Raw genomic sequence first — 11,366 nt, 5'->3', positions numbered from 1 at the left:
GCCGTAGCGCAGCACCACGTTGCCGAACACCATCACCACCATGAGGGCGAGGAACAGCACCATCACGGCAGACAGCACGCGGCAAAGCCGGTCGATCAGGGGGGCGAGCATGGTTGGGCGGCAGTATAGGGCGGCCGCTCGACCATGCTCAGGCCGCACTCGCGCCGGGACGCCGCAAGCGCCGCTCGAACAGTGCGAACAGCCGCTCCCAGTGGCGCTCCGCCGAGGGCTGGTGGTAGATGCCGGCCCGCTTGGGAAACACGAAGCCGTGCTGCGCGCCGGGATACCACTCGACGCGGTGCGGCGTGCCGGCCGCCTGCAGGGCCGCCTGCAGCGCGGCGACCGCCTCCGGCGGCGCCCAGATGTCGGTCTCGGCGCAGGCGACGTAGGTCTCGCAGCGGATGCGCGGCGCCATGTGGTGCGGCGAGTCGTCGCGGTCGGTGACCATGCGCGCGCCGTGGACCGAGGCGATCGCGGCGATCCGCTCGGGGTAGGCCGCGGCGGCCGCGAACACGAAGGGCCCGCTCATGCAGTAGCCCACCGCGCCGACCCGGCGGGCATCGGCTTCCGGCTGGGCGTCGACGAATTGCAGCATCGCGGCGGTGTCGCGCACCGTCATCGCGTTGCTGAGGCTGTCCATCAGCTCGAACATGGGCTTCATCGCCTCGGGCGTGCGCTCCTTCAGTTCGAACTCGCGGGTGCGCCGGTAGTAGAGGTTGGGCAGCACGACGTAGTAGCCGACGCTGGCCAGGCGGCGCGCCATGTCGTGCAGTTCCTCGCGCTTGCCGGGCGCGTCCATGTAGAACAGCACGACCGGGTGCGGCCCGCCTTCCTCGGGATGCACGACGAAGCTGTTCATGGCGCCGTCGGCGGTGGCAATGTCCAGGTGCTTCTCGATCATGGCGCGCAGCATGCGCCTGCGGCTCGGCCACGGCCACAGGGTAGTCCCGGACCTACCCGCCCCACCTCGGCCGGACGACAGCCGCGGCGCCGCGGAAGACCTACAAGAAAGGGAGTGCCAACGGAACAAGGAGAACGCGCCATGCATACCGCCCTCTGTGCCTTCGACGACCGCGCCCGCGCCGAGCAGGCGGTGGACAGCCTCGTGCGCTCGGGCTTCGCGCGCCACGACGTGCACATCGAGCACAAGGATCTGCACGGCGAACGCTCCGCAGCCAACGACCAGTGGGACGGCATGGAGCGCGAGATCGCCGTCGACCGGGGCGTGCTGTCCTCGTTCGGCCATTTCTTCGCCAGCCTGCTGGGCCGCGACAATCCCTCCGGCCACGTGGACACCTACGCTCAGCACGTCGAGCGTGGCAGCTACGTGGTGGTGGTCGATGCCGAGGACGAGGCGCAGGCCGAGCGCGCCCGCACGCTGCTGCACGGCCTGCAGGCCGGCGACCTGAACGTGGTGCACCGGGCCGAGCAGCGGCCGCTGCGCGACATCGTGGGCATGCGGCAGGAGCAGGCCGGCATGGTCGAGCGCAGCCGCGAACCGTACGAAGGCTGGACCAACACCGCGACTTCGTCCAACATGGAAAGCGAGCACGCCCTGGCATCGCACAGGCTCTCGCCCACCACCGGCCCCGACCTGCGCGACCCCGACATCGAGAGTGCTCCGGGGCTGCGCCCCGTGGACAAGGACAAGCCCAGGGGCTGAACGAGGCACAGGAGTTCATCCATGCATACCGCGATCTGTACATTCGAGGACCGGGCGGCGGCGGAACAGGCGGCCGAGCGGCTGGTGCAGGCCGGCTTCGACCGGCACGAGATCCACGTGGAGCACCGCCACGCCGACGGCACGCCGATGGCGGAGCCGGAGGGCAGCGGCGAACGGCGCGACCAGGACGTGGTCGCCAAGTTCTCCTTCTTCGAGCGCCTCTTTGGCGCCGGCAAGCACGTGCCGCATGCGGACACCTACAGCCGCGCCGTGGAGCAGGGCCTGTACGTGGTGCTGGTCGAAAGCCCCGACGAAGCGCAGGCGCAGCGGGCGCAGGACGTGCTGCACGGGCTGAACCCCGCGGACTTCAGCCTGGTGCACCGCGTCGGCGAGCGGCCGCTGCGCGACGTGGTCGCCGAGCGCGGCGCCGGCAGCATGGAGCAGCGTTTCGGCACCGCGCGCTCGGACATGGATGCGAGCCACAACATGGACGTGCGGCGCGAGGGCGAGTTCTTCCCGCCGGAGCGCAACCCGGAGCGCACCACCGAGCGCGCGTCCGAAGGCATGCGCGAGGAAGGCCTGCGCGAGCGCGCCTTCGCCTCGCAGGGCTGGGGCGAACAGCGCGAGCTGAAGATCGTCGACGAGGACAAGCCGATCGCCTCGCCGGACATCCCCGCTGCCCACGAGGAGAAGGACAAGCCCCGCTGAACGCTAGACTTGCCCCCGGGAGGTTCTCTCGGGGTGGCGATTTTTCCGCAGGGCAAGACCAGGGTCCGCAACCGCGCGAATGCGGGCGAGAAGGACGTGCTGGACGCGCTCGCGCGCAACCTGGAAGACGACTACACCGTCTGGCACAACGTCCCGATCATGGGCTCCGGCCGCGAGCCGGATTTCGTGATCCTGCATCCCAGCCGCGGGCTGCTGGTGCTGGAGGTGAAGGGCTGGAAGCGGTCGACCATCGTCGACGCCAATCCCATGCAGGTGCAGATCCGCACCGAGCGCGGGCTGGTCGCCAGCGAGCATCCGGTCGCCCAGGCGCGCGGCTACATGCTGGACCTGACGCACCAGCTCGAGAAGCTGCCCGAACTGCTGCACGCCGAGGGGCGCCACCGCGGCAAGCTGCTGCTGCCCTGGGGCTGGGGCGCCGTCCTGAGCCGCATCCGCCGGCGCGAGGTGGAGCAGGACGCCAGCTTCGCGGCCGTCTTCGAGCCGCACAAGGTGCTGCTGCAGGACGACCTGGCCGAGGACGTCGATCCGATGGCCTTCCAGGAAAAGCTGTGGGGCATGTTCCACGTGCAGTGGCAGCACCCGCTGTCGCTGCCGCAGATGAACATCGTGCGCGGCCTGCTCTTTCCCGAACTGCGCCTCGGGGCGCAGCAGTCGCTGTGGCCCGAGAGTTCGCCGGCGCGGCTGGTCGTGCAGGATGTGCTGCAGGTGATGGACCTGCAGCAGGAAGCCGTGGCGCGCAGCCTGGGCGAAGGGCACCGCGTGATCCACGGGCCGGCGGGCTCGGGCAAGACCATGATCCTGGTCTTCCGCGCCGTGCAACTGGCCGCCGCGGCGCGGCCGGACAAGCCGATCCTGGTGCTTTGCTTCAACCGGCCGCTGGCGACGCGGATCGAGACCCTGCTGCGCCTCAAGGGCGTGGGGCCGGCGGTGCAGGTGCACACCTTCCATGCCTGGGCGATGGACCTGATTCGCACGTACCAGCTCGGGCCGGTGCGCAGCGGCGCCCTTACCAGCGAGGACTATGACGCGATGGCGCGCCTGGCCTGCGAGGGCATCACCTCGGCGCGCGTGCCCAAGGGGCAGTACACGGCCCTGCTGATCGACGAGGCGCACGACCTCGCGGACGCGTGGCTCGCCGCGGCGGCACAGATGGTGGATCCGGCCAGCAAGTCGCTGCTGGTTCTCTACGACGACGCGCAGTCGATCTACCAGAAGCAGCGCCGCAGGTGGAACTTCGCCAGCCTCGGCATCGAGGCCAAGGGCCGCACCGACATCCTCAGGATCAACTACCGGAACACGACCGAGGTGCTCGCGCTGGCGCTGGAGTGCGCACAGGCCGTTTTGCAGGAGGGCAAGGACCGGGCCGAGGAGGATCTGCCGCTGGTGATGCCCCAGTCCGCCGGCCGCAGCGGGCCCTTGCCCGAGTTCCTGCGCTTCGAGCGGGGCACGCAGGAGGCCGCTGCCGTCGCCGAGCGTGTGGCCGAACTGCTCGCGCAGGGGCGCAAGGCCTCCGAGATTGCGGTGCTGGCACGCTACCACCGCTCGCTGGACGGCGTTCGGGCCGCGCTGGAGGCCGCGGGCGTGCCCTGCACGCCGCCCAAGGGCGAACGGCGTCGCGCGGCGGAGGCCGCCGATGTCGTGACGCTGACCACCTTCCACAGCAGCAAGGGACTCGAGTTCCCCTGCGTGTTCCTCGTGGGGCTGGACCGCATCGATCCGCCCGAGGCGGAGCGGCTGGAGGAACTGCGCCTGCTGTACGTGGCGATGACCCGCGCGACGCACAGCCTGGTGCTGACGGCCGTCGGCGCCTCCCGCCTCACGAAGCACGTGGAGCAGGCGCTCGAACGGGTGCGGGCGGCCTGGCACTGAGAAGCTGCGAACGAATCGGCGAGAATGCGGGCAGACCTTTCCCAGCACTCACTTCCCATGCCGCTCCGATTCGCCGACCGCCTCGACAACGTCGAAACCTCCGCCATCCGCGAGCTGTTCAAGCTGCTCGGCAAGCCCGGGATCATCAGCTTCGCCGGGGGCTTCCCGGACAGCGCCATGTTCGACGTCGAAGGCCTGCGCGAGGCCTCGCAGAAGGCGCTGGCCGAGGAGCCGGGCGGCGCGCTGCAGTACGGCGCCACCGAAGGCTACGAGCCGCTGCGCACCCAGCTCGCCGCCTTCGAGCGCAGCAAGGGCGTGGCCGACATCGAGCCGCAGCAGCTGATCGTGACCACCGGCAGCCAGCAGGCGCTGGACCTGATCGGCAAGACCATGGTGAGCCCCGGCGACAAGGTGATCGTCGAGGGGCCGACCTTCCTGGCCACCATCCAGTGCTTCCGCCTGTACGGCGCCGACATCCAGAGCGCGCCGATCGACGCGCATGGCGTGCAGGTCGACAAGCTGGAGCAGCTGATCGTGCAGCACCAGCCGAAGTTCGTGTACCTGATCCCGACCTTCGGCAACCCGAGCGGCGCGCTGCTGTCGCTGGAGCGCCGGCGCCGCATCCTGGAGCTGGCCGTGAAGTACCAGGTGCTGGTGGTGGAAGACGATCCCTACGGCGACCTGTATTTCGGCGAGGCGCCGCCGCCCAGCCTGCTCGCGCTCTCCAAGGAAGTGCCGGGCAGCCGCGAGTGGATCGCCCACTGCGGCAGCATGAGCAAGGTGCTGAGCCCCGGCCTGCGCGTCGGCTGGCTGGTGGCGCAGCCGGAGCTGCTGGCCAAGGCCACCATGTGCAAGCAGTTCAGCGATGCCCACACCAGCACGTTCGCGCAGGCGACGGCGGCGCAATACCTGAAGAGCGGCCGCATGCCGGCCACGCTGCGCAACGTGCGGCAGAAGTACGCGGAGCGCTCGCACGCGATGGCCGAAGCCTTGCAGCGCGAACTGGGCGCCGCGATCGAGTTCACCGAGCCGCAGGGCGGCCTGTTCTTCTGGGCCCGCCTCACGGGCGCGGGCGGCAAGGTGAAGGATGCCGGCGAGTTCGCCAAGCGGGCGATCGAGCAGGGCGTGGCCTTCGTTCCGGGGGCGCCGTTCTTCGCCAGGGACCCCGACGTGGCCACCCTGCGCCTGAGTTTCGCCACGGCGGACGTGGAGAAGATCAAGGAAGGCTTCGCCCGGCTCGGGCGGGCCCTGTAATCGGCGCGGCGCGCGCTCCCGGCGACGCGGTCGGTGTTCCAGCAACTGGCGCTCGAAGTCCTCGCGGCGCTGCGCGGCAGCGAAGCGTACACGCTGCTGTTCCTGCTGACGGCCACCGCCGGCATCGGCGCGCCCTGGGCGCAGGAGATCGTGCTGCTCGCCGGCGCGGAACTGGCGCTGCGGCCCGGCGGCCTGAACGCGCTGGCGTTCGCGGCGCTCGCATGGCTGGCGATCCTGGCGGGCGATGCGCTCAGTGTCTGGATCGGGCACCGCTACGGCGCGCGCTGGGTGCGGCGGCCCTGGGCGGCGCGCTTCGTGCCGCCGCGGCGGCTGCCGGGGCTGGAGGAGGGCATGCGCCGGCACGCGGCGCCGCTGTCCTTCGTCACGCGCTTCCTGCCGGGCCAGCGGGGGACGATCTTCTTCATCGCGGGGGCCTTGCGCATGCCCTGGCGGCCGTTTCTCGCGGCGGATGCGCTGGCGGCGTTGATCCAGGTCGCGCTGGCGCAGGTGGGGGTGCGGTCGCTCGGATGGGAGTGGCAGGCGTTCCGCGGCGGCGTGGAATCCGCGGACAACGTGCTCACGCTGGGGCTGGTGGCGGTGTTGGTCGTGTGGTGGATCGGCGCGTGGAAAAGTGAGCGCCGTTAGCGCTGGGCTTCGGCGCGCTTCGCGCGCGCTCAGCACCAGCCTACGAGGAGCAGCGCGCCAGCGCTGAGCCGCGTTCCGTAGGCTGGCGCGAAGCGGAAGGTGAGCTTCGCGAACCCCAGCAACGCGCGCGAGCGCCCGCCCGCCTACCAACGCGCCGGCAGCTCCCGCGCCAGCACGATGCGGCCATCGCGCTTGCCCACGTACCCGCCGACTTCCAGGTCCTTCATCAGGCGGCTCACCATCTCGCGCGAGCAGGCCAGGTGGTTGGCGATCTGCTGGTGGGTGAGGCGTTCGCGCAGGATGCGGCTGCCGTCCGCGGCCGGCGGCTCCGCCAGTTGCTCCAGCAGCATGCGGAAACGGCCATAGACATCGATCAGCGCCAGGCTGCGCGTGCTCTCGGTGGCCAGGCGGGCGCGGCGGATCAGGCGCGCCATCATCTCGAGCGCGAAACTCGGCTCCTCCGCGATGTAGGCCAGCAGCGTCTCGCGCGTGATCACGGCGCAGGCGGTCGGCTCCAGCGTCTCGACGTTGGCCGAGCGCGGGCCGCCGTCGAGCGACATCTCGCCCACGTACTCGCCGGGGCCGTACAGGCCGAGGGTGATTTCCTTGCCCTTGGGGTCGGCGGCGAAGGCCCGCAGGCGCCCCGAGCGCACGATGTAGAGCGTGCTGCCGATGTCGCCTTCCTGGATCAGCAGCATGCCGCGGCGGAAGTTGCGCAGGCTGCCGCGCGCGGCCAGCGCCTCGGTGTGGCGCGAGCCGGCAGCGAATGGAAGGCCCTCCGCGTCCGCGGCATCGCCGGGGAGGCGGAGTTCCCGGTTCACTGGTGCAGCATGCGGCCGGGCGTGGCCGGCAGCGTCGGATTGGTGGGCAGCATCGGCGGCAGCATCGCCACCCGCTGCGCCAGCAGGCGGATGTGGCGCAGGCCGGTCTTCTCGCGCAGCGAGCGCAGGTGCGTGCGCACGGTGGACGGCGTGACGCCCTTGGCGCGCGCGATCTCCTTGACCTGCAGGCCGTCGCACAGGTGGCGCAGCACCGATTCCTCGGCGGCCGTCAGGCCGTGGGTGCGGGAGAAGAAGCCCACGTTCAGGTTGCGGGTGGCGCTCTGGCGGGCCAGCATCAGCAGCACCGGGGTGGCGCTTCCCTCGGCGGGCAGCAGCGGCACGCAGGTGACCGGCAGCACGTCGCCGCCCTCGCGCAGCATCAGCATGTGGCGGCGGCCCAGGGCGGCCGCCTGCAGGCCCCGGCGCAGCTCCTGCGTCACGGCAGCCGATTCGCCGACGACCTGCCCCTCCTCGACGTGCAGGAAGCGCGCCCGCGACAGCTCGCTCCACCCGAGCTGGTTGGCGTGCTGCAGCTCGCCGGCGGCGCTCAGCAGGATGAGGCCGTAGTCGATCTCCTCGAGCACGCGCCAGGCGCAGCGGGCCGCGGCGCGGGCGTCGATGCCGCCGCTGGAGGCGGGCGCCGCCGGGCGGGGCAGGGTGAAGGTGGTCAGGGACTGGGCTGCTGCTTCCATGATTCGCTGTCCTCCAAAAGGTGGAGGAGAGTCTAGGAACGCCCGGCTACGGCGCAAAACGACTGGATACCGGTGTAAATGTGATCCGTTCACGTCCGTCTTGGGCTTGCCTTATTGCAGCAGTTCGAGTAAAGCCGCCTCGAAATCGGCGGCCGCCTCGAACTGTACCCAATGTCCGGCGCCGGGGATACGAACAAGCCGCCCGAAGCGCGGCGCGGCGGGCAACAGTTGCTCCAGCGCATCGAGCAGGTCCGCGCCGTAGAGGGCGTCGTGCTCGCCGTAGATGGCGTCCACGGGACATTCGATGGCGCCCAGGTGGCGCCGCAGGATGTCGGTCATGGCGAGCTTGCGCCGCCGCATCCGGTCGTGCGGCACGTTGGCCGCCTGCACCGCGACGGCCAGGGCGTCGATGGACTCGGGCCGGTGCAGCATCAGGGTGGCGAGGTTGCGCCGGTGCGCGTTGGCGCGAGCGTGCGGGTCGTCCAGGTGCTGCCAGGCGACCAGGGTGAGGCGCTTCTCGCGCAACCCGAAACCGGGCGCGCCCACCAGCACCAGCCGGCGCACCAGCTCCGGATGCGCCGCCGCCAGCAGGCCGCCGCACAGGCCGCCGAAGGAGAAGCCGGCCACGTCCACCGCCTGCGTTCCCAGCAGGTAGGGCAGGCCTTCGGCCAGCACGGGCACCACGCCGTCGGCGTCGCCGTTGCCGGGCGGGCGCTCCGAGTCGCCGAAGCCGGGCAGGTCCGGCACCAGCAGGCGGCGGCCGGCGGCGGTGAGGCCCTCGATGTTGCGGATCCAGTGCGTCCAGCTGCCGCTGCCGCCATGCAGCAGCACGAGCGGCTCGCCGTCGCCCCAGGCATGCCACACCATGTCGCCGTCGCCGCAGGGCGAGGTCAGGCGCGTGGCGCGTTTGAGCAGGGCGAGGGCTTCGGGTGGCAGGTCTTCGGCGAGCGGTCGGGCCATGGCCCGATTCTCGCCGAGGCGGCGAGCCCGCTCAGAGCACGTCGTTCAGGAGGTAGGCCGCGTTGTCCTTCAGCTTGTGCAGCGCGCCGCGCTTGCGCCAGCGCTCCAGCCGGATCTCCTCGGCGCGCGCCAGGTAGCGCTCGAAGATCTGCTCGAAGCGCCGGGCCACGCCCGCATCGAGGATGCCCAGCGTGATCTCGTCGTTGGTGTCGAAGGAGCGGTCGTCGAAGTTGGTGGAACCGACCGAGCACCAGCAGCCGTCCACCGTCATCAGCTTCTGGTGCAGCAGCGTGTGCGGGTACTCGAACAGCCGCACGCCGTGGCGCAGCATCTTCTCGAAGTGGCGGTGCCCCGCGTGCTGCACCATCGGGCTGTCGGAGCCGCTCGCGGAAGGCATCAGCACCCGCACGTCCACGCCGCGCCGCACGGCCGCCGCCAGCGCGTCGATGGCCTCGATCTTGGGGATGAAGTAGGGGTTCTGGATCCAGATCCTCTTCTTGGCCAGGCACAGGACCGTGTGGTGCAGGATCTTGACGGCCGGCGCCGAGTTCTCGGGCTTCACGAAGGCGGCGTGGATCGGGATGGTGCCCACCCTCTCCAGCACGGGAAAGACCCCGTCGCCCACGAACAGCTCGCCGGTCTCGCCGGCCCAGTTCTCGCTGAAGGCGCCCTGGACGCTGTGCACGATCGGGCCGTGCAGCCACACGCTCACGTCGGAGAAATGCTTGCCATCCTCCGCGTTGCCCAGCCACTCGTCGGTGATGCAGTGGCCGCCGACGAAGGCTTCGCGGCCGTCGACCACGCACAGCTTGCGGTGGTCGCGGTCGTTGAGCACGCCGACCGTGTAGAGCGACTTCTTGTGGAAGAACTTGAGCTTGCAGCCGTGCTCGCGCAGGCGCGCCACCATGTCCTTGTCGATCCGCTTGGAACCCTGCGCGTCGAGCAGGATGCGCACGGTGACGCCGGCCTTGGCGCAGTCCATGAAGGCTGCGGCCATGCGGTCGGCGAGCGCGCCCGGCTTCCACAGGTAGGTCTCGAAATGCACCGAATGCTGCGCGGCGCGGATGCGTTCGAGCAGCACGTCGTAGAAGGCGCCGTTCTCCAGCACGTCCACCGTGTTGCCCTCGACCGCGGTGCTGAGCGTCAGGCCCGACAGCGAAGGCATCAGTTCGGCGATGCCCGCTTCGGAACTGACCTGCAGGATGGGGCTGCGGTGCCAGCGGATCGAGTAGATCACCAGCACCAGGGCGGCGATGAGCGCAAGGGACAGCCAAGCCCACAGGTTGAAGTCGAACATGGAGATGGTGCTCGGCTGTTGTTGTTCCGGGAATTGTGGGTGTGCGGGTGCGGCAGCGGGGGTGGCGGTAACGAGGTGTTCATGGCGCCCCGAACGCGACGATGAAAGTTCGCAAGCGCGCCACGTAGGGATCACGATGAGGCCCACGGCGGCGGCGGCTCTTAGACTCGCTCCCGCATTTCCACCGCAAATTCCATGACGCAGTCCACCCCCCGCTACGCCGCCGCCGACCTGCTCGCCTTCGCGCGCGCGCTCCTCGTGGGCGCCGGCATGCCGGAGGAAAAGGCCCAGGGCGTGGCGGAGATCCTGGTGGAAGGCGACCTGCTCGGGCACACCACGCACGGCCTGCAGCTGCTGCCTTCCTACCTGCGCGAAGTCGAATCCGGTTCGATGCGCGTGGTGGGCGGGCCCGAGGTGATCGCCGAGACGGCGGCCACGCTCACCTGGCACGGCCGGCGCTTGCCCGGCCCCTGGCTGGTGCTGCAGGCGATGGAGGCGGCTGCCGCCAAGGCGCGCGAGTGCGGCACGGGCACGGTGGTGATCCGCCAGAGCCACCACATCGCCTGCCTTGCGGCGTTCCACCGCCGTGCCACGGAGCAGGGCCTGATGATGATCCTGGCTTCCTCGGACGCGAACTCCGCCAGCGTCGCGCCCTTCGGCGGGCTGGACGCGGTGTTCACGCCCAACCCGATCTCGATCGGCATCCCCACCAGCGGCGATCCGATCGTGACCGACATCTCCACGTCGGCGACGACCAACGGCCTCACCAAGCGCCTGCACGAGGAGCGCGGACGCCTGCCGGCGGCCTGGGTGATCGACGGCCACGGCCGGCCCAGCGACGACCCCGCCGTGCTGTTCCAGGAGCCCAAGGGCACGATCCTGCCGCTCGGCGGCCTCGACTCGGGCCACAAGGGCTACGGGCTGACGCTCACCGTGGAGGCGCTCACCGGCGGGCTGGCGGGCTTCGGCCGCGCGGACCCGAAGCAGGGCTGGGGCGCGACGGTCTTCCTGCAGATCCTCGATCCGCAGGCGTTCGGTGGGCGCGCGGATTTCGTGCGCCAGATGGACGAAGTCGCGCGCCAGTGCCACGCCTCGCGCCCGGCGCGCGCGGGTGAACCGGTCCGCCTGCCCGGCGAGAAGGGTTTCGCCACCGCGCGGCAGCAGCAGGCCGAAGGCGTGACGCTGCACGCGGGGATCATGGAGGCGCTGCTGCCGTGGGCGGAGAAGCTGAAGGTGGGAATGCCGCCGGCGGGTGCGTCGGGCTGAGCGGCGCTTTACGCGCTCAACTGTCCCAGCTGCGGCGGAATCTGCGACAGGATGGTTTCCAGCTGTGCGGCGGCCGTGCGCATCTCGGCCAGCACCGCCTCGCGCCGCTTGGCATCGCGCAGGCGCGAGTGGATGGCGGCCACGCTCAATGCGGCTATGGGCTGGTTGCC

Annotated in this window: 11 protein-coding genes; 6 read left to right on the top strand and 5 right to left on the bottom strand. The window is 70.7% G+C overall.

Annotated elements, in window-relative coordinates:
• Positions 1-148: 148 nt before the first annotated feature.
• On the bottom strand, positions 149-901 hold the full coding sequence (locus VFM98_RS22525; protein WP_325112132.1) for a dienelactone hydrolase family protein: 753 nt from the start codon (positions 899-901) through the stop codon (positions 149-151).
• 141 nt (positions 902-1,042) lie between these two features.
• Between VFM98_RS22525 and VFM98_RS22520 the strand changes: the two genes are divergently transcribed.
• Genes VFM98_RS22520 through VFM98_RS22500 form a run of 5 tightly spaced genes read left to right on the top strand, consistent with a single transcriptional unit; the run spans position 1,043 to position 6,160 of the window.
• Positions 1,043-1,663, top strand: a complete 621-nt coding sequence (locus VFM98_RS22520; protein WP_325112131.1) for a hypothetical protein — start codon at positions 1,043-1,045, stop codon at positions 1,661-1,663.
• Positions 1,664-1,684: 21 nt separating this feature from the next.
• Positions 1,685-2,371 carry a hypothetical protein gene (locus VFM98_RS22515; RefSeq protein WP_325112130.1) on the top strand — a complete coding sequence of 229 codons (687 nt, stop codon included), beginning with the start codon at positions 1,685-1,687 and terminating at the stop codon, positions 2,369-2,371.
• Positions 2,372-2,404: 33 nt separating this feature from the next.
• On the top strand, positions 2,405-4,261 hold the full coding sequence (locus tag VFM98_RS22510; RefSeq protein WP_325112129.1) for a 3'-5' exonuclease: 1,857 nt from the start codon (positions 2,405-2,407) through the stop codon (positions 4,259-4,261).
• Between the two features lie 57 nt (positions 4,262-4,318).
• A complete protein-coding gene (locus VFM98_RS22505) occupies positions 4,319-5,515 on the top strand; it encodes a PLP-dependent aminotransferase family protein (RefSeq protein ID WP_325112128.1) in 1,197 nt (398 codons plus the stop codon).
• A 33-nt stretch (positions 5,516-5,548) separates the two neighbouring features.
• Positions 5,549-6,160: a DedA family protein gene (locus tag VFM98_RS22500; protein ID WP_325112127.1), complete on the top strand. Its 612-nt coding sequence runs from the start codon at positions 5,549-5,551 to the stop codon at positions 6,158-6,160.
• Positions 6,161-6,303: 143 nt separating this feature from the next.
• Here the strand turns inward: VFM98_RS22500 and VFM98_RS22495 are convergent, their stop codons facing one another.
• The 4 genes from VFM98_RS22495 to VFM98_RS22480 all read right to left on the bottom strand — a co-directional run bounded on the left by VFM98_RS22495 (position 6,304) and on the right by VFM98_RS22480 (position 9,930).
• The gene (locus VFM98_RS22495; RefSeq protein WP_325112126.1) at positions 6,304-6,981 is read right to left on the bottom strand and encodes a Crp/Fnr family transcriptional regulator; all 678 of its coding nucleotides are present in this window, start codon (positions 6,979-6,981) and stop codon (positions 6,304-6,306) included.
• Positions 6,978-7,673, bottom strand: coding sequence for a helix-turn-helix transcriptional regulator (locus tag VFM98_RS22490; RefSeq protein ID WP_325112125.1), 696 nt, complete (start codon positions 7,671-7,673; stop codon positions 6,978-6,980). Before VFM98_RS22490 ends, VFM98_RS22495 begins: the two co-directional genes overlap by 4 nt.
• Positions 7,674-7,784: 111 nt before the next feature.
• Positions 7,785-8,633: an alpha/beta hydrolase gene (locus VFM98_RS22485; protein ID WP_325112124.1), complete on the bottom strand. Its 849-nt coding sequence runs from the start codon at positions 8,631-8,633 to the stop codon at positions 7,785-7,787.
• A gap of 31 nt (positions 8,634-8,664) precedes the next feature.
• The gene (locus tag VFM98_RS22480; protein WP_325112123.1) at positions 8,665-9,930 is read right to left on the bottom strand and encodes a phospholipase D-like domain-containing protein; all 1,266 of its coding nucleotides are present in this window, start codon (positions 9,928-9,930) and stop codon (positions 8,665-8,667) included.
• Positions 9,931-10,125: 195 nt separating this feature from the next.
• On the opposite strand from VFM98_RS22480, the gene VFM98_RS22475 reads away from it, so the two are divergent.
• Positions 10,126-11,196 (top strand): Ldh family oxidoreductase, encoded by a 1,071-nt coding sequence (locus tag VFM98_RS22475; RefSeq protein WP_325112122.1) that lies wholly within the window; start codon positions 10,126-10,128, stop codon positions 11,194-11,196.
• Positions 11,197-11,366: the final 170 nt, after the last annotated feature.

It is taken from the genome of Ramlibacter sp., from assembly GCF_035706265.1.
Classification (GTDB): domain Bacteria; phylum Pseudomonadota; class Gammaproteobacteria; order Burkholderiales; family Burkholderiaceae_C; genus Ramlibacter.
This window is presented reverse-complemented; position numbering and strand designations above follow the sequence as displayed.

Bases quoted from the DNA above. Each gene is read 5' to 3' on its own strand.
- VFM98_RS22525 (WP_325112132.1), bottom strand. From the start codon at position 901: ATGATCGAGAAGCACCTGGACATTGCCACCGCCGACGGCGCCATGAAC.
- VFM98_RS22520 (WP_325112131.1), top strand. From the start codon at position 1,043: ATGCATACCGCCCTCTGTGCCTTCGACGACCGCGCCCGCGCCGAGCAG.
- VFM98_RS22515 (WP_325112130.1), top strand. From the start codon at position 1,685: ATGCATACCGCGATCTGTACATTCGAGGACCGGGCGGCGGCGGAACAG.
- VFM98_RS22505 (WP_325112128.1), top strand. From the start codon at position 4,319: ATGCCGCTCCGATTCGCCGACCGCCTCGACAACGTCGAAACCTCCGCC.
- VFM98_RS22490 (WP_325112125.1), bottom strand. From the start codon at position 7,673: ATGGAAGCAGCAGCCCAGTCCCTGACCACCTTCACCCTGCCCCGCCCG.
- VFM98_RS22485 (WP_325112124.1), bottom strand. From the start codon at position 8,633: ATGGCCCGACCGCTCGCCGAAGACCTGCCACCCGAAGCCCTCGCCCTG.
- VFM98_RS22480 (WP_325112123.1), bottom strand. From the start codon at position 9,930: ATGTTCGACTTCAACCTGTGGGCTTGGCTGTCCCTTGCGCTCATCGCC.
- VFM98_RS22475 (WP_325112122.1), top strand. From the start codon at position 10,126: ATGACGCAGTCCACCCCCCGCTACGCCGCCGCCGACCTGCTCGCCTTC.